Annotated in this window: 17 protein-coding genes and 1 pseudogene; 2 read left to right on the top strand and 16 right to left on the bottom strand. The window is 56.8% G+C overall.

The features are described 5' to 3' along the window. The first annotated feature begins 261 nt into the window (after positions 1 to 261). On the top strand, positions 262 to 1176 hold the full coding sequence (locus tag J8Z22_RS06005) for a hypothetical protein (RefSeq protein WP_252009392.1): 915 nt from the start codon (positions 262 to 264) through the stop codon (positions 1174 to 1176). After that, positions 1173 to 1475 (top strand): EscU/YscU/HrcU family type III secretion system export apparatus switch protein, encoded by a 303-nt coding sequence (locus J8Z22_RS06000; protein WP_028113260.1) that lies wholly within the window; start codon positions 1173 to 1175, stop codon positions 1473 to 1475. The genes J8Z22_RS06005 and J8Z22_RS06000 overlap by 4 nt, the downstream gene beginning before the upstream one ends. A gap of 615 nt (positions 1476 to 2090) precedes the next feature. Here J8Z22_RS06000 and J8Z22_RS05995 read toward each other — a convergent pair. The 16 genes and pseudogenes from J8Z22_RS05995 to flhA all read right to left on the bottom strand — a co-directional run bounded on the left by J8Z22_RS05995 (position 2091) and on the right by flhA (position 19915). Beyond that, positions 2091 to 3124: pseudogene (locus J8Z22_RS05995) on the bottom strand (IS110 family transposase). A gap of 742 nt (positions 3125 to 3866) precedes the next feature. Further along, the gene (locus J8Z22_RS05990) at positions 3867 to 4904 is read right to left on the bottom strand and encodes an IS110 family transposase (RefSeq protein WP_252009391.1); all 1038 of its coding nucleotides are present in this window, start codon (positions 4902 to 4904) and stop codon (positions 3867 to 3869) included. 742 nt (positions 4905 to 5646) lie between these two features. Further along, complete coding sequence (locus tag J8Z22_RS05985; RefSeq protein WP_252009391.1) at positions 5647 to 6684, bottom strand: IS110 family transposase; 1038 nt, start codon at positions 6682 to 6684, stop codon at positions 5647 to 5649. A gap of 637 nt (positions 6685 to 7321) precedes the next feature. Then, positions 7322 to 7732, bottom strand: a complete 411-nt coding sequence (locus tag J8Z22_RS05980; RefSeq protein ID WP_156897010.1) for a DUF2802 domain-containing protein — start codon at positions 7730 to 7732, stop codon at positions 7322 to 7324. After that, positions 7729 to 8223 (bottom strand): chemotaxis protein CheW, encoded by a 495-nt coding sequence (locus tag J8Z22_RS05975; RefSeq protein ID WP_028113097.1) that lies wholly within the window; start codon positions 8221 to 8223, stop codon positions 7729 to 7731. Before J8Z22_RS05975 ends, J8Z22_RS05980 begins: the two co-directional genes overlap by 4 nt. Before the next feature lie 4 nt (positions 8224 to 8227). Beyond that, a complete protein-coding gene (locus J8Z22_RS05970) occupies positions 8228 to 8989 on the bottom strand; it encodes a chemotaxis protein CheW (protein WP_252009388.1) in 762 nt (253 codons plus the stop codon). After that, a complete protein-coding gene (locus tag J8Z22_RS05965; protein ID WP_028113098.1) occupies positions 8982 to 9767 on the bottom strand; it encodes a ParA family protein in 786 nt (261 codons plus the stop codon). Before J8Z22_RS05965 ends, J8Z22_RS05970 begins: the two co-directional genes overlap by 8 nt. Positions 9768 to 9797: 30 nt before the next feature. Then, positions 9798 to 10145, bottom strand: coding sequence for a hypothetical protein (locus tag J8Z22_RS05960; RefSeq protein ID WP_028113099.1), 348 nt, complete (start codon positions 10143 to 10145; stop codon positions 9798 to 9800). Then, entirely contained in the window at positions 10142 to 11287 is a 1146-nt protein-coding gene (locus tag J8Z22_RS05955) for a chemotaxis response regulator protein-glutamate methylesterase (RefSeq protein ID WP_028113100.1), read from the bottom strand. Before J8Z22_RS05955 ends, J8Z22_RS05960 begins: the two co-directional genes overlap by 4 nt. A 28-nt stretch (positions 11288 to 11315) precedes the next feature. Further along, positions 11316 to 13517 (bottom strand): chemotaxis protein CheA, encoded by a 2202-nt coding sequence (locus J8Z22_RS05950; RefSeq protein WP_252009385.1) that lies wholly within the window; start codon positions 13515 to 13517, stop codon positions 11316 to 11318. A gap of 10 nt (positions 13518 to 13527) precedes the next feature. Further along, on the bottom strand, positions 13528 to 14253 hold the full coding sequence (locus J8Z22_RS05945; protein WP_028113102.1) for a protein phosphatase CheZ: 726 nt from the start codon (positions 14251 to 14253) through the stop codon (positions 13528 to 13530). An 18-nt stretch (positions 14254 to 14271) separates the two neighbouring features. After that, on the bottom strand, positions 14272 to 14655 hold the full coding sequence (gene cheY / locus J8Z22_RS05940) for a chemotaxis response regulator CheY (protein ID WP_028113103.1): 384 nt from the start codon (positions 14653 to 14655) through the stop codon (positions 14272 to 14274). A 64-nt stretch (positions 14656 to 14719) separates the two neighbouring features. Beyond that, positions 14720 to 15433 carry an RNA polymerase sigma factor FliA gene (locus J8Z22_RS05935; RefSeq protein WP_028113104.1) on the bottom strand — a complete coding sequence of 238 codons (714 nt, stop codon included), beginning with the start codon at positions 15431 to 15433 and terminating at the stop codon, positions 14720 to 14722. Continuing rightward, positions 15426 to 16316: a MinD/ParA family protein gene (locus J8Z22_RS05930; RefSeq protein WP_028113105.1), complete on the bottom strand. Its 891-nt coding sequence runs from the start codon at positions 16314 to 16316 to the stop codon at positions 15426 to 15428. Before J8Z22_RS05930 ends, J8Z22_RS05935 begins: the two co-directional genes overlap by 8 nt. Beyond that, positions 16309 to 17790 (bottom strand): flagellar biosynthesis protein FlhF, encoded by a 1482-nt coding sequence (gene flhF / locus J8Z22_RS05925; RefSeq protein WP_028113106.1) that lies wholly within the window; start codon positions 17788 to 17790, stop codon positions 16309 to 16311. Before flhF ends, J8Z22_RS05930 begins: the two co-directional genes overlap by 8 nt. Positions 17791 to 17815: 25 nt before the next feature. Beyond that, entirely contained in the window at positions 17816 to 19915 is a 2100-nt protein-coding gene (flhA, locus tag J8Z22_RS05920; protein ID WP_252009382.1) for a flagellar biosynthesis protein FlhA, read from the bottom strand. Positions 19916 to 19976 lie beyond the last annotated feature (61 nt).

Below are 19976 nucleotides of genomic sequence, written 5' to 3'. Positions count from 1 at the left end.
TCAGGTCAACTGAATATCACGATTGCGGGACAAAGGCTGGCCATGGAACCGGCCCCTCAACTCCCCGCGAGCGCACTGCTGCTGCTCAAGCGGGTAGACCGGCAAAACTATCAGGGCCGTACTTTATCACTCGCGCATACGATAACAAATCCCACATTGTTAAAGAATGTAGCAAATAACCTATTTAATACATCAAAACCCATTGATTTGATGATTAATCAGCAGGGACAACTGTTGTTGCGATCCAGCGGAAAGATGTTAATGGACGGCTTGCCCGCGTCGTTAGCAGGGCCTTTGGTCGGCAAATTTGAGACCCAGCAAGGGCAACGTAAGCTAACTCTGTTTCGAGCCGGAGAGCCCTTTGCCCTAAAGCTGCTGTCACCTACCACGCCTCAGGCCAACGATGCTGTTATCGGTGGTCACAAGCCTCCCACCTCTGGTGGCAGCCTGTTGGAATTGCTGCGGCAGCAACCCGAACTCAAAGCGCTGTTGCCGGTACTGGCTCAGCGCCTTGGCAGTGACACCGGTGGAGAGAAGACCCTGATGCCATCCCTGGCACAGTACGCCTCTCCGGCGCTGCTAAAAGGGTTGTTTGCCGCCTTGGGCAGCCTGCCGGCCGCCAGCAGCGCCACACCGATGGGCACTCTGTTGGCGCTGTGGCTCCACCTGCAGGCACGTAAAGGCCGACCGGCGTCCGACTCGAGCCCTCTGGCCGCCTTGAGTGAGTCCACCAAAGCAACCACCGCCGCCGGCATCGCCGATCTGTTTAAACAGATGACCGAGTTTCAGCGTCAGAGCCAACTGGATGGGGACAACCAGATTCTTTACTACGCCTTTCCCTACGAGCAGGAACGGGTTCAGCGAGAACTTCAACTGGGCCTGGCACGTTATCCCGAGGCCGGTGACAACGAGTTCTGGCTGCTGACCTTACGCTTTGAGCTCAGCCTCGGCAACCTGTTAGTACGTGCTCGCTATCAGGATGACACCCTGCAGATGTCGCTGGTTACCGACAGCCGAACATTGGCCCACCGAGTCGATGAGCAGGTTTCCACTCTGGTGCATCGATTCCAGGACCATGGCCTGCAAACCACGGTGCCACGCTGTCAGGTTGGTGAAGTGCCGGACTCGATCGCTCAACCCGCCAAACGCATGACCTATGGAGCCATGGGACGATGACCAGCAAGCAGAAGAAAGCCGTTGCCCTACAGTACGATCAAAAGCAGGCGCCCAAAGTGGTGGCCAGCGGTGCCGGCGATCTGGCCTATGAGATTGAACAGGCTGCCATCGAAGCCGGCATCCTGGTTCACGAGGACAAGCAGTTGGCCGAGGTGTTGTCCAAGCTGGAGATTGGCGAAGCGATTCCCCCGGCCCTGTATCTGGTCATTGCGGAACTCATCGCCTACGCCTACATGCTGGAAGGCAAATTCCCCGAACAGTGGCAGAACATCCACCAAAAAATCGACTTTAAGGCCTAACCTCACTCCTTCCATTCCATCAGCATCGTCGCCCTTGCGAACGCGGTGGGCTATACCCTCTACCCCGTCGCCCTTGCGAACGCGAGGGCCCAGTGGCTTTTGTTAGGTTACGGTCAAAATCAAAGACGCTGGGTACCTGCGTTCGCGGGCACGACAGTCAAAATCAAAAGCGGCACGAAGGAGGATGTTTGAAGGTGTTTTGGTAACAGTTAGCACCGAACGCTAAAGCGAGCCCAGCCATATACGTTACACAACACCCCTACCGCGTCGCCCTTGCGAACGCGATGGGCCATACCCTCTACCCCGTCGCCCTTGCGAACGCGAGGGCCCAGTGACTTTTGTTGGGTTACGGTCAAAATCAAAGACGTATATGGACGCCCCTGCAACTGCAAGACTTTGATGAGGTCGGTTTGCGGACGTATATCCGGCGTCTGTTTTACCTTCTCGAGGTAGCGCCATAATGTGGTCCGAACCTGGCAGCCTACACGCTGGGACGACATTTACTGTCGGTCTTATTTCAGGCTCTTGCCAGGCCGGATTACCGTTTGTTCATCAAGGTTTGCAAACTCAGGTTACGCGGTACTCACTGCACCTCCCTGGCTTCAGGGAGCTTAACTACTTGGTTACTGCAAACGCATGGGTCAGTTCAAACTTGTTGCCGCTGACCGTCATGCTCCAGGCTATTCGCGCCAGCTTGTTCGCTAACGCCACTATCGCTTTACGCTTACCTCGGCGCACTATTAGCTTGTTCAGCCATCGCCCCAGTCTGTCATTTCGGTTCGACACATGAGCAAATACCGCTCTCGCTCCGTGTATCAGCAACACCCTCAACTGCTTATTCCCGGCCTTGGTGATGCTGCCTAACCGGGTCTTGCCTCCGGTACTCCGCTGCTTGGGAACCAGGCCGCACCAAGCCGACAACTGCCGGCCATTAGAGAACTGAAGACCATCACCCACTTCACTGACGAAAGCCGCCGCAACTATAGGACCGAATCCGGGGATGCCCTGCAGCAATTGATATCGAGGCTGCTGTTTACACAACTGATGAATATCCTGCTCTAGGGCTTTGATTTCCTCATCCAGAGCCTAGTTCTCTGCATTCTCAACAATAACCCCCGCATGACAACACTCAGGTCGTTATCACCGTCCTCTATCGTGTCTGGGAGCTCTTTCCTCAGCACCTTTATCCCTGTGCCGAAGTTCACACCATACTCCCCTGCTAAGCCGCGCATCTGACAAGCAAGGGCGGTTCGGTATTCAACCATCCTCTGCCGAACGCAGCGCAAAGCCTTTATGTCTTGCTGCTCGACGGTCTTTATGGGAACCGAGTGCAGCTTCGGCCGGAACGCCGCTTCGCAGATAGCTAACGCATCATTGGCATCATTCTTCTGCGCTGACACCATCGGCTTAACGTGTTGCGCGGGGATGAGCTTCACCTGATAGCCAGCCTGCTCAAGCCGCCTTCCCCAATAGTGGGAGCGGGCACAAGACTCCATGGCCACCAACGTTTTAGCAGGAAAGTTGCGCAGGGTATGAAGCAACTTCTCCCTTTTGACCTTGCGGTTCCATAGGATTGAACCATCCTCCTGCAGAACACATACCTGAAAAACACTCTTGGCTAAATCGATTCCAATGGCTTTAATAGACATGATGGACGCTCCTCTGGGAATTATGTTTCGCAACTTAATTCTGGCGCATTTGACGCCGTATCGTAGGGGGGCGTCCATCACATCACTGGGTACCCGCGTTCGCGGGCACGACAGTCAAAATCAAAAGCGGGCTTACCGCAAACCATCCCATCAGCATCTTCGCCCTTGCGAACGCGAGGGGTCATATCCTCCACCCCGTCGCCCTTGCGAACGCGATGGTCCCAGTGGCTTTGGCAAAGTAAAAATCAAAGACGCTGGATACCCGCGTTCGCGGGCACGACAGTCAAAATCAAAAGCGGCACGACGGAGGATGTTTGAAGGTGTTTTGGTGACAGTTAGCACCGAACGCTAAAGCGAGCCCAGCAATATACGTTAAACAACACCCCCAACCGTGTCGCCCTTGCGAACGCGATGGGCCATACCCTCTACCCCGTCGCCCTTGCGAACGCGAGGGCCCAGCGGCTTTTGTTGGGTTACGGTCAAAATCAAAGTCGTATATGGACGCCCCTACAACTGCAAGACTTTGATGAGGTCGGTTTGCGGACGTATATCCGGCGTCTGTTTTACCTTCTCGAGGTAGCGCCATAATGTGGTCCGAACCTGGCAGCCTACACGCTGGGACGACATTTACTGTCGGTCTTATTTCAGGCTCTTGCCAGGCCGGATTACCGTTTGTTCATCAAGGTTTGCAAACTCAGGTTACGCGGTACTCACTGCACCTCCCTGGCTTCAGGGAGCTTAACTACTTGGTTACTGCAAACGCATGGGTCAGTTCAAACTTGTTGCCGCTGACCGTCATGCTCCAGGCTATTCGCGCCAGCTTGTTCGCTAACGCCACTATCGCTTTACGCTTACCTCGGCGCACTATTAGCTTGTTCAGCCATCGCCCCAGTCTGTCATTTCGGTTCGACACATGAGCAAATACCGCTCTCGCTCCGTGTATCAGCAACACCCTCAACTGCTTATTCCCGGCCTTGGTGATGCTGCCTAACCGGGTCTTGCCTCCGGTACTCCGCTGCTTGGGAACCAGGCCGCACCAAGCCGACAACTGCCGGCCATTAGAGAACTGAAGACCATCACCCACTTCACTGACGAAAGCCGCCGCAACTATAGGACCGAATCCGGGGATGCCCTGCAGCAATTGATATCGAGGCTGCTGTTTACACAACTGATGAATATCCTGCTCTAGGGCTTTGATTTCCTCATCCAGAGCCTTTAGTTCGCTCTGCATTCTCAACAATAACCCCCGCATGACAACACTCAGGTCGTTATCACCGTCCTCTATCGTGTCTGGGAGCTCTTTCCTCAGCACCTTTATCCCTGTGCCGAAGTTCACACCATACTCCCCTGCTAAGCCGCGCATCTGACAAGCAAGGGCGGTTCGGTATTCAACCATCCTCTGCCGAACGCAGCGCAAAGCCTTTATGTCTTGCTGCTCGACGGTCTTTATGGGAACCGAGTGCAGCTTCGGCCGGAACGCCGCTTCGCAGATAGCTAACGCATCATTGGCATCATTCTTCTGCGCTGACACCATCGGCTTAACGTGTTGCGCGGGGATGAGCTTCACCTGATAGCCAGCCTGCTCAAGCCGCCTTCCCCAATAGTGGGAGCGGGCACAAGACTCCATGGCCACCAACGTTTTAGCAGGAAAGTTGCGCAGGGTATGAAGCAACTTCTCCCTTTTGACCTTGCGGTTCCATAGGATTGAACCATCCTCCTGCAGAACACATACCTGAAAAACACTCTTGGCTAAATCGATTCCAATGGCTTTAATAGACATGATGGACGCTCCTCTGGGAATTATGTTTCGCAACTTAATTCTGGCGCATTTGACGCCGTATCGTAGGGGGGCGTCCATCACATCACTGGGTACCCGCGTTCGCGGGCACGACAGTCAAAATCAAAAGCGGGCTTACCGCAAACCATCCCATCAGCATCTTCGCCCTTGCGAACGCGAGGGGTCATATCCTCCACCCCGTCGCCCTTGCGAACGCGATGGTCCCAGTGGCTTTGGCAAAGTAAAAATCAAAGACGCTGGATACCCGCGTTCGCGGGCACGACAGTCAAAATCAAAAGCGGCACGACGGAGGATGTTTGAAGGTGTTTTGGTGACAGTTAGCACCGAACGCTAAAGCGAGCCCAGCAATATACGTTAAACAACACCCCCAACCGTGTCGCCCTTGCGAACGCGATGGGCCATACCCTCTACCCCGTCGCCCTTGCGAACGCGAGGGCCCAGCGGCTTTTGTTGGGTTACGGTCAAAATCAAAGTCGTATATGGACGCCCCTACAACTGCAAGACTTTGATGAGGTCGGTTTGCGGACGTATATCCGGCGTCTGTTTTACCTTCTCGAGGTAGCGCCATAATGTGGTCCGAACCTGGCAGCCTACACGCTGGGACGACATTTACTGTCGGTCTTATTTCAGGCTCTTGCCAGGCCGGATTACCGTTTGTTCATCAAGGTTTGCAAACTCAGGTTACGCGGTACTCACTGCACCTCCCTGGCTTCAGGGAGCTTAACTACTTGGTTACTGCAAACGCATGGGTCAGTTCAAACTTGTTGCCGCTGACCGTCATGCTCCAGGCTATTCGCGCCAGCTTGTTCGCTAACGCCACTATCGCTTTACGCTTACCTCGGCGCACTATTAGCTTGTTCAGCCATCGCCCCAGTCTGTCATTTCGGTTCGACACATGAGCAAATACCGCTCTCGCTCCGTGTATCAGCAACACCCTCAACTGCTTATTCCCGGCCTTGGTGATGCTGCCTAACCGGGTCTTGCCTCCGGTACTCCGCTGCTTGGGAACCAGGCCGCACCAAGCCGACAACTGCCGGCCATTAGAGAACTGAAGACCATCACCCACTTCACTGACGAAAGCCGCCGCAACTATAGGACCGAATCCGGGGATGCCCTGCAGCAATTGATATCGAGGCTGCTGTTTACACAACTGATGAATATCCTGCTCTAGGGCTTTGATTTCCTCATCCAGAGCCTTTAGTTCGCTCTGCATTCTCAACAATAACCCCCGCATGACAACACTCAGGTCGTTATCACCGTCCTCTATCGTGTCTGGGAGCTCTTTCCTCAGCACCTTTATCCCTGTGCCGAAGTTCACACCATACTCCCCTGCTAAGCCGCGCATCTGACAAGCAAGGGCGGTTCGGTATTCAACCATCCTCTGCCGAACGCAGCGCAAAGCCTTTATGTCTTGCTGCTCGACGGTCTTTATGGGAACCGAGTGCAGCTTCGGCCGGAACGCCGCTTCGCAGATAGCTAACGCATCATTGGCATCATTCTTCTGCGCTGACACCATCGGCTTAACGTGTTGCGCGGGGATGAGCTTCACCTGATAGCCAGCCTGCTCAAGCCGCCTTCCCCAATAGTGGGAGCGGGCACAAGACTCCATGGCCACCAACGTTTTAGCAGGAAAGTTGCGCAGGGTATGAAGCAACTTCTCCCTTTTGACCTTGCGGTTCCATAGGATTGAACCATCCTCCTGCAGAACACATACCTGAAAAACACTCTTGGCTAAATCGATTCCAATGGCTTTAATAGACATGATGGACGCTCCTCTGGGAATTATGTTTCGCAACTTAATTCTGGCGCATTTGACGCCGTATCGTAGGGGGGCGTCCATCACATCATTGGGTACCCGCGTTCGCGGGCACGACAGTCAAAATCAAAAGCGGCACGACGGAGGATGTTTGAAGGTGTTTTGGTGACAGTTAGCACCGAAAGCTAAAGCGAGCCCAGCAATATACGTTAAACAACACCCCAACCGTGTCGCCCTTGCGAACGCGAGGGCCCAGCGGCTTTTGTTGGGTTACGGTCAAAATCAAAGACGCTGGGTACCCGCGTTCGCGGGCACGACAGTCAAAATCAAAAGCAGACACGACAATCGAGGTCAAAGACGCTGGGTACCCGCGTTCGCGGGCACGACAGTCAAAATCAAAAGCAGACACGACAATCGAGGTCAAAGGCGCTGGGTACCCGCGTACGCAAGAATGACCAAAAGCGAAGAGCGCTGGATTCTCGCGTACGCAAGAATGACCAAAAGCGAAAGTCGCTGGATTCTCGCGTGCGCAAGAATGACCAAAGCGAAGGACGCTGGATTCTCGCGTGCGCAACAATGACCAAAGCGAAGGGCACTGGAGAAGGGGCAATAAAAAACGGAGCCCTAGGCTCCGTTTTTTGAATCAGGCGTTGGGTGACTTATGCAGGGTCACCAGCAGCTGCGCTTCCGCCATGGGAATTTCGCACTCTTTAACGATCTCGTCGACACCGGCCCCCAGCTCCACCATTTTCATGGCTCGGCTGTAGAGTCGGGCATCGGGATCGTTATGAGACAGCTCATCCTGTCTGGCTTGGGTATGGGCCAGTTGCTGCTCGATGGTTTTCACCTTACGGCCAACCCCGAGCGCACCACTGCGCAGCTCATTGAGCTCGCGACGCAAACCATCACGTTGACGCTCAGCCTCTTTCAGCAATAACGTCAACGCTTCAAATTTGCGTTCGATCCCCTGGGCCTGTTGGCGGCTTTTCCACCCAAACAGCAGAGCCGCCAGAGACACCGCAGCCGCAGCCCCAGCAAGGATCAGCGCTATCACAGGCCAGAGATCTCCTGCCACTCTTCATCGGTCAACAACTTGTTGAGATCCACCAGAATCAGCAACTCGTCATCGCGATGGCTTACACCCTGAATGAACTTGGCGCTCTCTTCGGTGCCCACGTTCGGCGCCGAGTCGATCTCGGAGGAACGCAGGTAAACCACTTCCGCCACGCTGTCCACCAGAATACCCACAACCTGGCTCTCGGTTTCGATGATTACGATACGGGTGGTATCGGTCACGTCGGCCTGAGGCAGGGCAAAGCGGGAACGGGTATCGATCACCGTAACCACGTTACCGCGCAGGTTGATGATTCCCAATACGTAGTGCGGCGCACCCGGTACCGGCGCGATGTCGCTGAATCGCAACACTTCCCGCACCTGCATCACGTTCACACCATAGGTTTCGTTATCCAGGCGGAAGGTGACCCATTGCAGTACCTTGTCTTCACCTTCGGTGGTTTCTGCCACCGCTGCGCGTAATTCACTCATCCTATCAGGACTCCTTTACGGTAATATCTAAACCAGCATCAAGCATGCGTATCAGCTCAGGAACGTCGAGCACCACGCATTTCTTATCCCGAACAATGCCCGCCAACCAGGGCCGTTTCGATGAAGCCTGCTGCTGCCAGTTTATCTCTGACTTAGACAGCGGCTCCGCATCCAACAACGATTCGCAGGCCAGCGTCCAGGGGCTGTCCCCCAGGCGCACCAGATACTGATAATCGTAATCGGCGGTATTGGTTTGTGGTCGATCGGCCAAAAACCACTGGCCGCTGTCCACCACATTCAATTTTCCATCTTGAGCATCCAACTGCACCCCCAGCACCCAGTTCGGGCTGCCGGGCAGGTGATTCAGCTTGCTCAGGCGTTTAATTCCGCCCAGTGTAAGCAACGGTACGGCAATCACCAAGCCCGCCACTTCGAAATACAAACACTGAAACTCCTGCTCCAGTTGCTCTCGCCAATCGGCTTCGTCGGCCGGTTGTGGTTGCTCCTGAACCGAGGCAGAGATCTCGGACTCGACCACCGGCTCTGATGCCACCTTAACCGATGACGGTTGTTGTTGTACTTCAATCGCCTCTTCAACCTCAGTTGACGGCAAGGGTTCCACATCCGCAACAGCAGGATGTTCAACCTGAGCCTGCTCCAGCAATTGGCTGAGGCTGGCTTTCTGGACCTCATCCAACTCCGGCTTCGGCGGGGTCAGCATGACGTCAAAATAATCTACTAGGGCCTGTTCTGCCGCTTTAGACATGGAGCCCACCTTGTTGATCCAGCAACGCGTCTAACAGTTGATCATAGGCCTTGACGCCACGACTGCCGGCATCGAAGTGCGATGGCGGCAAATGTGCCTGGCTGGCGTCACGAAAACGCGTGTCCACCGGAATCACCGAATGCCACAGGTCTTTCGGGTACTTCTGTGTCAGCGCGGTCAGCGCCTGCAATGAAGCCCGGGTGCGCTTGTCGAACATGGTCGGCACTATGGTAAACGGGTATTGGGTTCCCCGCGACCGCCCGACCATCTCCAGGGTTCGGACCATTCTATCCAGTCCCTTGAGCGCCAGAAACTCAGTTTGCACCGGAACCACGATGCGGTCACACGCTGCCAGCGCGTTGATCATCAACACCCCCAGCACCGGCGGGCAGTCAATCAACACCGCATCATAACGGTGGCTGACCATCTCCAGCACCCGCTTAAGGATCAACCCCATGCCGTCTTTGGTGCCCAGGGTTCGATCCAGGGTTGCCAACGCCGTGGTGGCCGGCAACAGATCCAATTGCGGTACGCTGGTGGGGACAATCACCGCCTCAACGTGCTGACGCTCGATCTCTTCATGATAGCGAAACAGGTCAAACAGCGAACCCGGCAGTTCATCGGGATCCACCCCCAGGTAATAGCCCAGAGACGCCTGTGGGTCGGTATCGACCGCCAACACCCGGTAGCCGCGCTTCACCAGAAGCCCGGCCAGGGTAATGACGCTGGTGGTTTTGCCTACCCCACCCTTCTGATTCGATACGGTCCAGACCTGCACGGACTTCCCCAGTTGCTAGTGCCGCTTAGCCTATGGCTCGCGGCTGATTTTTACCCCACCATGGGGTTGAGCATAGGTGGTGACACCGGCGTCATCGGTCGTCAAGGCGACCGGCTCACCGGTTTCCTGAGCCTGTTGATGACGACGACGAATCTCCTGTCGCTGACGTTCCAACTCCCGCCACTGAGTCAACTCGGTGGCCAGAGTTTGCAATTGCTGTTGCTGCTGCTCGGTAATCGACTGCTGGTTAACCAACTGCTGCTCCAATTCGGCAGCCACATGGTGCTTATCCACGGCCCAAAACAGGCTGACGCAAGCCACGGTGGCCAGCACGGCCATCAGGTACCCATTGAGCTTACAGCGCCAGCCGCAGGTCATCGGCGCCCCACCTCTTTAAGGATGCAGTCGGCCATCTTGTCCAGGGGAATGGAGCAGCTGGAGATCTGTTCGACCGCCACCGCCTGCGGCATGCCGTAGACCACGCAACTGGCTTCGTCCTGGGCCCAGATATTGGCCCCTTCCCGCTTGAGCATCCGCGAGCCTTCACGGCCGTCGGCCCCCATGCCGGTGAGGATGACACCCAGCACATCGCCTTTGTAAATTCGGGCCGCCGACCCAAAGGTCACGTCCACCGAGGGTTTGTAATTCAGCTGTTCACCGCCGTCGCGAATGGTCAGCTTGGCGGCGCGGTTGGAGCCGTCGATCAGCATCTGTTTGCCGCCGGGGGCCAGATAGGCGCAGCCGGGCTTGAGCACTTCTCCGCCCTGGGCTTCCTTAACCGAAATCTTACACAGGCTGTCCAGTCGCTGGGCAAAGGCCGGGGTAAAGGCCGCCGGCATGTGCTGCACCAGCACGATGGGCAATGGGAAATCCGCTGGCAACAGGGTAAGAATCTTTTGCAGGGCAACCGGGCCGCCGGTGGAGGTGCCGATGGCCAGAAGCTTATAACTCTTGCCGCTGGGCCTGGACGGCATTTTCACCGCCCCCACGTCACTGCTGGTGCCGGTGCGCAGCGCCGGCCGCGGCGCGGTGGTAGCCGGCTTGGAGGCAACCGCAGTGCGACTGCTCAAGGTCGAGCGCGGACTGGCCGGAGCCGGAGTCGGCCGGCTGCTGCCCAGGCTGCGACGCGACGCGATGGCACGCACCCGTTGCTGCAACAGGGCGATGGCATTGGCACGGTCGTTGGCAATGTCCTCGAAACGCTTTGGCAGGAAGTCGGCGGCACCGGCCTCCAGCGCTTCCAGCGTGGAGCGCGCGCCCTCGTAAGTGAGGGAGGAGAACATCAATACCGGCACCGGGTTAGTGCGCATGATTTCGCGCACCGCTTCGATGCCGTTCATCTGCGGCATCTCGATGTCCATGGTCACCACCTGCGGACGCAGGCGGCGTACTTGCTCAACGGCTTCGCGGCCGTTGGAGGCGGTACCTACCACCTCCAGCAACGGATCTGCGTTGATGATTTCCGATACGCGGCGACGAAAAAAACTTGAATCGTCTACCACCAGTACTTTTATCGACATACCTATCCTTCGTTTACTCTACCGACTGCTAGCGTCTTGCGTGTTGCTTCAGCAGTCCAGGTACATCGAGAATCAGGGCACAGCCACCGTCAGAGGTGATGGTGGCACCGGCCATGCCGGGCGTACCGTGAAGCAGTGAACCCAAGGGTTTAATCACCACCTCTTCCTGGCCAATCAGGCCATCCACCACGAAACCGACCTGCAGGGTGCCGATGTGGACGATCACCACATGGCCCTGGTCTTCGCGCTCCACCCGGCCGGGGCCATTCAGCAGCCACTTGTCGAGGTAGAACAGCGGGATCGCCTTTTCACGCACGGTCACAGTCAACTGACCATCCACCACATTGGTCTTGCTCAGATCCAGGTGGAAAATCTCGTTGATGCAGGACAGCGGCAGGGCAAAGATCTGCTCACCCACTTCCACCATCAGCGTCGGCATGATCGCCAGCGTCAGCGGCACCTTGATCTCAAGGATGGTACCGGTGCCCTTGCTGGAGTCGATGTGCACCGAGCCGTTCAACTGAGTGATGCGGGTCTTAACCACGTCCATGCCCACACCACGGCCGGAGATGTCGGAGATCTCGGTCTTGGTGGAGAAACCGGGGGCAAAAATCAGGTTGTAGGCGTCCTGGTCGCTCATGCGGGCGGCGCCATCCTCATCGAGAATACCGCGGCTGATGGCAATGCCTTTGAGCCTTTCCGCATCCATACCGGCACCGTCATCGCGAATGCACAGCAGAATGTGGTCGCCCTCCTGAGAGGCCGACAGCAGGATGTTACCCTGACGAGGCTTACCATTGGCTTCGCGTTCGTCCGGCATCTCGATGCCATGGTCGACGGCGTTACGCACCAGGTGCACCAGTGGATCGGACAGCGCCTCAACCAGGTTCTTATCGAGGTCGGTATCCTCCCCCTCCATGGTCAGGGCAATGTCTTTGTTGAGGCTGCGAGCCAGATCGCGAACCACGCGCGGGAAGCGGCCAAACACCTTTTTGATGGGCTGCATGCGGGTCTTCATTACCGCACCCTGGAGATCGGCAGTCACCAGATCCAGGTTGGCCACCGCTTTGCTCATCTCTTCATCTTCACGCTCGATGCCGAGGCTGACCAACCGGTTACGCACCAGCACCAGCTCACCGACCATGTTCATGATGTCATCGAGGCGAGCGGTATCTACCCGGACCGTGGTTTCCCCACTGGGGGCGTTCTGGGTTTTGGCCGGCGCCTTTTTCGCGGCGGCTTTGGCCGGTGCAGGCGCCGCTTTGGCCACCGGGGCTGGGGCGACAGGCTGAGCGGCAGCCGGTTCCGGGGTTACCGCAGCCGGGGCCTGGCCCTTACCGTGCAACTGATCCAGCAGCGCCTCAAACTCGTCATCGGTTATGTCATCGGACGCCGATGCTTCGGCAGCCGCAGGAACTTTGCCCGGCGCGCCCCCTTTGCCGTGCAGCTCATCCAGCAGGTTTTCAAACTCATCGTCGGAGATCAGGTCGCCGGAAGCGGCCGCCGGTTCCGGCGCCACTTCGGTGGAGAACTGCCCCTTGCCATGCAGGTTATCCAGCAAGGCTTCAAATTCATCGTCTGAGATTTCGTCTCCGGTGCCGATGTCGGCAGGGGCGGAGTCACTGGCTGCAGACGCGGTGGGCAGAGGCGTGCCGCGTTGGCTGTCATCCAGACCACTCATGATGTGCTCAAACTCGGGCTGAGTCATGCTGTCGATGCCGCCGCCATTGAGCGAAACGGGCTCAGGCTCGACGCTTGGCTCTGGCACAGGTTCAGCGGCCGGGGCCGGTGCCGGGGCACTGACCTCTGCGGGCTCGGGAACCGCTAATGGCGATGGGCTGTTGGGGTCGGTGATCGCTGCCAGAGTCGCCAGCAATTGTGGATCCGCTGGCTCCAGCTCATCACCGGCCTGCACCAGGGCAAACATTTCGTTGACCGTGTCCAGAGCCTGTAAAATCACGTCCATCAGCTCTGACGTCATCTCCAGCTGGCCATTGCGCAGCATGTCGAACACGTTTTCGGCGCCGTGACAGGCGTCGACCAGGTGGGTCAGACTCAAGAAGCCCGCCCCGCCTTTTACTGTATGGAAACCCCGAAAAATGGCGTTTAACAGGTCGCTGTCGGTGGGGTTATTTTCCAACTCCACCAGCTGCTCCTGCAACTGTTCCAAAATCTCACCTGCTTCAACCAAAAAGTCCTGCAGGATTTCGTCATCTATGTCAAAACCCATCGCCTAGCTCCTAGAACCCGAGGCTGGAAAGCAGATCGTCAACTTCATCCTGACCGTTCACGACTTCCGCTTTGTTTTCCGAACTCACTACTGGGCCTTCCGCCGCTGCCGTGTCGACAGTCTGACGGTTTACGTCTGCCTGCTCACCGAAGACGGTCAGCATCGACACCAGATTCTCTTCCACTTCTCGCACCAGGTCGATCACCCGGCGAATCACCTGCCCGGTGAGATCCTGAAAATCCTGAGCCATCATAATCTGGTTCAGGGTATCGGTCACCTTACTGGCATCGGCGGCGGAGGTAGACAGCATGGTGTCCATTTCGTGGCACAGCGTCTTAAACTCGCCCAGCTCAATCTGCTTATCCATCAGCTTTTGCCAGCCGGGTTGCAGACTCTGAATCCGCGACTGCATCTGCGACACCAACGGCATGCCATCATCCAGCGCATCCATGGTGCGGTTGGCCGCCTGCTCGGTCATCTCGATAACGTAAGTCAGGCGCTCTTTGGCATCGGGAATCTCGTGCTTGGCGAGGTCCGAAATGCGGTCGTCAAGTTGGAAGTCCTGCAATGCATCGTGCAGTTGACGAGTCAGTTTACCGACTTCATCGAACAATTTTTGATTCAGTGGCGCGGCCGCCATCTGAATGAGTTGGTTCGCCTGCTCTACCTGGTCCTGCTCTAACAAAGCCACCAGTTCACGGGCATCTTCCAACGAGATATAGGCATCCTGTTGCATATGCTCTCCCTGCGACTTTTAGTTAAGACGGTCGAATATTTTTTCCAACTTCTCTTTTAGGGTCGCAGCAGTAAAAGGTTTAACGACGTAACCGTTTACACCAGCCTCGGCCGCCATCACGATCTGCTCGCGTTTGGCTTCGGCGGTTACCATCAAAACAGGCAGGTGCTTCAGATTCTGGTCTGCGCGAATGGCACGCAGCAGGTCAATCCCCTGCATACCCGGCATGTTCCAGTCAGTTACGACAAAATCGAAATCGCCTTCCTTCAGCATAGGAAGGGCAGTATTGCCATCGTCCGCTTCGAGAGTGTTGTTAAACCCCAGGTCACGCAATAAGTTTTTGATGATCCGACGCATTGTTGAAAAATCATCAACGATCAGAATCTTCATGTTTGTGTTCAAAACATCCTCCAGCCGGGGTATCCCCATCGAGCCAATAGTGCAGAGCGCATTATTAATCTAAATTCTATTGTTGCCAACTTGATAAGCGACTTTTAAGGCGCATCATTGCCTGACTATTGATCTGGCTCACTCGTGATTCACTTACCCCAAGCACCAGACCAATTTCTTTCAAGTTGAGTTCTTCATCGTAATAGAGCGACAAAACCAGCGCTTCTCTTTCAGGCAATGTTTTAATTGCGGCAGAAAGCGCCTTTTGAAACCGTTCCTGAGCCACCTGCTCAAAATTGCGTTGCGGCGCATCTTCATCAACAAAGCTATCGGCCGGCACGCCCAAATCTTCAATGCCGACCATTCTACCCATGCTGGCTTCATTTAGCATCTGATGATATTCAGCAACAGGTACGTCCAGATGCTCGGCCACTTCGGTATCGCGGGGATCCCGACCGAGGCGTTTTTCCAGCTCGCTGATGGCTTCGGTGACCTGACGGTAGTTTCGATGAACCGATCGTGGCACCCAGTCGCCACGACGAATTTCATCCAGCATGGCACCGCGAATACGGATGCCGGCAAAGGTCTCAAAACTGGCCCCTTTGCTGCCGTCGAAGTTCCTGGAGGCTTCCAGCAGGCCAATCATGCCGGACTGAAGCAAGTCATCCAGTTGCACACTGGCCGGCAGACGGGCCATCAGGTGATGGGCGATGCGCTTCACCAGCGGGGCGTAGCGCTCGACCAAGGAGGTTCGGTTATCGAACTGGGTGTAGGCGGCCGCCTTATTCACCAACCGCTTCCCCGTACATATTGCGGCGCACCAGGCGTTCGACAAAGAACTCCAGATGCCCTCCGGGGTTATCCGGAGTTGGCCAACTCATCACTTTGTTGGACAGCCCCTGGTAAGCGATGGACGCCGGGGCACGTGGGAAGGCTTCGACCACGACCCGCTGTTTGCGGACGGCCTTACGCACGTTTTCATCAAAGGGTATGGTGGCCACCAGTTCCAGGGCCACATCGAGGAAGCGATCCGTCACTTTCGACAGCTTGGCAAACAGCTCCATGCCCTCCCGCAGACTGCGGACCATGTTGGCCACAATGCGGAAGCGGAATACGCCGTGCTCCCGAGACAAAATCTTAATCAGGGCATAGGCATCGGTAATGGACGTGGGCTCGTCGCACACCACCACCATCACCTCCTGCGCGGCCCGCGAGTAGCTAAGCACCATCTCTGAGATGCCGGCCGCGGTATCCACGATCAGCACATCAAACTCGTCTTCCAGCTCGCTGAATGCGCGAATCAGGCCCACATGCTGAGCGGCGGTTAACTCCACCATCTCTTGAGTGCCCGACGCTGCCGGCACGATGAATACCCCTTTAGGGCCTTCCACCAGCACTTCCGACAGGGTGCATTCGCCGCTGATCACGTGCGACAGGTTGTGCGTTACCCGCAGTCCAAGCAATACGTCCACGTTGGCCAGGCCCAGGTCACCGTCGAGCACCAGCACCTTCTGGCCTTTCTGTGCCAGTGAGGTTGCCAGGTTAATGGAGACGTTGGTTTTGCCCACGCCGCCTTTGCCGCCGGTCACCGCAATCACTTTCACCATCTTTTGCTTTTGCTGTGCCATCTTTCTTAGTCCGCTCGCCTGATCCTGCAAAAACCATCTATTCATAGCTGCCCGCCATACTCTGTCGTTGTTCGGGCTCGCCCCATTGCTGCGGTTGGTCCAGGACCACCGCGCGTCGCGCCAAGTATTCGGGTTCGGCGGTGCGAAGATCTTCAGGTACTCGTTGTCCATCAGTAAGGTAACTGATTGGCAAGGAATTTTGAATCAAAACGCTCAACGCCTCTCCGATGTTATGGGCCTCATCCAGCTTAGTGAAAATGCACCCTGCCAGGGAGATGCGGCGGAACTGTTCCACCGTTTCCTTGAGCACCCGATACTGGGCCGTCGATGACAACACCAGGTAGGGGCGGATGGGCAACCGGGTCGCTGCAACCAGGTTATCCAGCTGTTCCACCAGTCGCATGTCCCGCTGGCCCATGCCAGCGGTATCGATCAGAATCAATCGACGGCTGCGAAGCTGATACAGCACATTTTCTAACTCTTTCACATTACTGGCACTTCGCACCGGACAGCCCATGATTTTGCCATAGGTAGCCAACTGTTCTTTGGCGCCAATACGATAGTTATCGGTCGTAATCAGCGCAACTTGATCAACTCCGTACCGAGCTGCGAAGCGTGCCGCCAATTTGGCCACTGTTGTGGTCTTGCCCACACCGGTTGGCCCCACCAGTGCGATGACGCCGCCCTGGCTCAATGTCTCTTCCGAAGTCTGAGTCAACTCGCGGGCAATCAGTTGTGGCAACTGAGCCAATGCGTCATGCAGGCTCAGGTGCTCCGGCACCATGGAGGCGAAATGATCCGCCACACTGCGGTGAAAACCGTTGTCCCGAAGCTTCTCCGCCAGCATCGCTCGCACCGGCTCGCGACGGGCCAGATCCTGGTCCATCAGGTTAGAGACCTGGTGCTCCAACAATTGACGAATGGACGCCATCTCATCGCGCACTGCCTGCAACTCCTGCTGACCGCCGCCACGGTTTTCCACCGGACGGGGTTTCGCCTGAGCCTTGGGCGCCGCCTTAGGTTGCTCCGGTCGGCCAAAGGCTTCCTTGGCCCACTCCGGCAATGCCTCATTGCGACGCCCCAATTGCCGCGGCTGCTCCTCTTCGAAGCTTCGCTGCTTCAATCGCTGCTGCTGACGCTCCAGCAAGCCACGCAGGCTGTCGCTGGCAGCATCGGCCTCAGATTTGCGAGGCTGGCGGTCGTCGCTGACCAGCGGTTGTTTCGCCGGGCTGCGCAGCGGCGCCTGTTGGCGCGGCGCATGGGTCGGGGCTTTCATCCCCCCCAGGGAAACCGTATCTTCGGCCAGCTTACGGGATAACATCGACGGAGCCGGAGCAGTAGACAGATTCAGTGACGGATTACTGGCGCCACTGTGGTCATCAAAATCCACGGCCGCCACAATTTCGACGCCGCCGTTGACCTTTTTATTGGACATGATCACCGCATCGGTGCCCAGAGTCTCTTTGACTTCGGCCAGCGCGGTGCGCATATCCTTGGCAAAAAATCGTTTTATCTTCACGTTGGTTTACTCCCCGCTCCTCGGGTTACTGGCCCACGGAGTGGACGATTCGAATCTGTTTATCATCCGGTATCTCCTGATAGGACAGTACCCTCAGGGATGGAATCGTATGTTTCACAAACCGGCTCAGTGTGGTTCTCAATACGCCAGAGGTCAGCAGCACGGCAGGCTCTCCCACCATCTCCTGCTTCTGGGCCGTTTCTGACAACGACTTCTGCAGGCGCTCTGCCAGCCCGGGCTCCAGGCCGCTGTTATCACCGTTGCTGGATTGTAATGACTGATGCAATATTTGTTCCAGCTCAGGTGACAAAGTAATGACGGGTATTTCGGACTCGGAGCCGTTTATCTCCTGAACAATCAGACGTTTCAGAGCGATACGCACCGCCGCCGTTAACACTTCCGGATCTTTACTCTTTGGTCCGTACTCCACCAGAGTCTGCACCAGGGTGCGCACATCCCGCACCGGTACTCCCTCGTTGAGCATGTTCTGCAGTACCTTGACGATCACGCCCAGAGACAGCACTTCAGGCACCAGGCCATCCACCAGTTTGGGGGAATCTTTGGCCAGGATATCCAGCAACTGCTGGACCTCTTCGTAGCCCAGCAACTGCGAGGCATTGTTGGTAAGCAGTTGGCTAAGGTGGGTGGCCACCACCGTCGCCGCATCCACCACGGTGTATCCCAGGGTCTGGGCATGGTCACGACGATCAGAGTTGATCCACACCGCTTCCAGGCCAAACGCCGGATCGGTGGTGGTCTGGCCCTCCAGTTGCCCAAACACCTGACCCGGGTTGATAGCCAGTTCGCAATCATGGCGAATCTCGGCTTCACCGATGGCCACCCCCATCAGGCTGATGCGGTAGGCGTTCGGAGCCAGGTCCAGGTTGTCACGGATGTGGACGGGCGGAATCAGGAAACCAAACTCCTGTGACAGCTTTTTGCGCACCCCCTTGATGCGAGCCAACAGCTCCCCTTTCTGTGCCTTGTCCACCAGAGGGATCAGGCGGTAGCCCACCTCCAGGCCGATGGTGTCGACCTGATTGACGTCGTCCCAGCCCAGCTCTTTGGTTTCTGCCTCGATGCGCTCGGTGGCGGCGGTTTCCTGTTCCTGCACCGCCACTTCGTTGGCCTTCTGACGCCGCTTATGGGTCCAATAAGCCAGACCAGCACCGCACAAGCCAAAGCCCAGGAACGCCAGCTTCGGCATGCCCGGCACCAACCCCATGACAATCAACACCCCGGAGGTCACCATCAGCACCTTGGGATCGTCAAACATCTGGCTGACCAGGGTCTCGCCCATCTTCTGGGATTCGTTCTGGCGGGTAATGATGATGGCGGCGGCGATGGACAGCAGCAACCCGGGAATCTGTGCCACCAGGCCGTCACCAATGGTCAGCAGGGTGTAGATCTCCAGTGCCTCAGCAAAGCCGAGCTGGTGCTGGGTCATGCCGATGACGAAGCCGCCGAGGATGTTGATGAACAGGATCAGGATGCCGGCAATGGCATCGCCTTTCACGAACTTGGACGCACCGTCCATGGCCCCGTAGAAGTCGGCTTCTTTGGCCACTTCGCCACGACGCTCGCGGGCCTGCTCCTGGTTGATCAACCCGGCGTTAAGGTCGGCATCGATGGCCATCTGCTTACCGGGCATGGCGTCCAGGGTGAAGCGAGCGGTCACTTCGGAAATACGACCGGCACCCTTGGTGACCACCACAAAGTTGATGATCACCAGAATCAGGAACACCACCAGACCCACGGCATAGTTGCCGCCGATCACCACCGAGCCGAACGCCTCGATCACCTTACCGGCGGCATCGCCGCCGTTGTGGCCCTCCAGCAGAACCAACCGCGTAGACGCCACGTTCAGTGCCAGCCGCAGCAAGGTGGCAATCAGCAGCACGGTAGGGAAGGCGGCGAAGTCCAGCGGGCGCATGGTGTAGATGGACACCAGCAACACCACCAGAGCCAGAGCAATGTTGAACGAGAACAGCATGTCCAGCAGCAGCGCCGGCATGGGCAGAGTCACCATGGCCAGGGCCGCCAGCACCATCAAAGGTGTACCGGCTCCCTTTAGGAAGATGCCGTATTTTTGGAAAAAGCCGGACAGGCTGGACTGTAGATTCATGTTCCGTCTGATTGTTGACGCCGAGCGGGAATGCTAACGAATAAGCAAGGAGTATACCAGT

Origin of the sequence: Ferrimonas sp. SCSIO 43195 (genome assembly GCF_023716685.1) — a bacterium.
GTDB classification, from domain to species: domain Bacteria; phylum Pseudomonadota; class Gammaproteobacteria; order Enterobacterales; family Shewanellaceae; genus Ferrimonas; species Ferrimonas kyonanensis.
Note: the sequence above shows the minus strand (reverse complement) of the source record. Positions and strands in the feature narration are given on the sequence as shown.

Excerpts from the sequence above, each read along its gene's own strand:
- J8Z22_RS06005 (WP_252009392.1), top strand. The coding sequence starts at position 262 with ATGGACGGCTTGCCCGCGTCGTTAGCAGGGCCTTTGGTCGGCAAATTT.
- J8Z22_RS06000 (WP_028113260.1), top strand. The coding sequence starts at position 1,173 with ATGACCAGCAAGCAGAAGAAAGCCGTTGCCCTACAGTACGATCAAAAG.
- J8Z22_RS05990 (WP_252009391.1), bottom strand. The coding sequence starts at position 4,904 with ATGTCTATTAAAGCCATTGGAATCGATTTAGCCAAGAGTGTTTTTCAG.
- J8Z22_RS05985 (WP_252009391.1), bottom strand. The coding sequence starts at position 6,684 with ATGTCTATTAAAGCCATTGGAATCGATTTAGCCAAGAGTGTTTTTCAG.
- J8Z22_RS05975 (WP_028113097.1), bottom strand. The coding sequence starts at position 8,223 with ATGAGTGAATTACGCGCAGCGGTGGCAGAAACCACCGAAGGTGAAGAC.
- J8Z22_RS05970 (WP_252009388.1), bottom strand. The coding sequence starts at position 8,989 with ATGTCTAAAGCGGCAGAACAGGCCCTAGTAGATTATTTTGACGTCATG.
- J8Z22_RS05960 (WP_028113099.1), bottom strand. The coding sequence starts at position 10,145 with ATGACCTGCGGCTGGCGCTGTAAGCTCAATGGGTACCTGATGGCCGTG.
- J8Z22_RS05955 (WP_028113100.1), bottom strand. The coding sequence starts at position 11,287 with ATGTCGATAAAAGTACTGGTGGTAGACGATTCAAGTTTTTTTCGTCGC.
- J8Z22_RS05950 (WP_252009385.1), bottom strand. The coding sequence starts at position 13,517 with ATGGGTTTTGACATAGATGACGAAATCCTGCAGGACTTTTTGGTTGAA.
- J8Z22_RS05945 (WP_028113102.1), bottom strand. The coding sequence starts at position 14,253 with ATGCAACAGGATGCCTATATCTCGTTGGAAGATGCCCGTGAACTGGTG.
- J8Z22_RS05930 (WP_028113105.1), bottom strand. The coding sequence starts at position 16,316 with ATGAATAGATGGTTTTTGCAGGATCAGGCGAGCGGACTAAGAAAGATG.
- flhA (WP_252009382.1), bottom strand. The coding sequence starts at position 19,915 with ATGAATCTACAGTCCAGCCTGTCCGGCTTTTTCCAAAAATACGGCATC.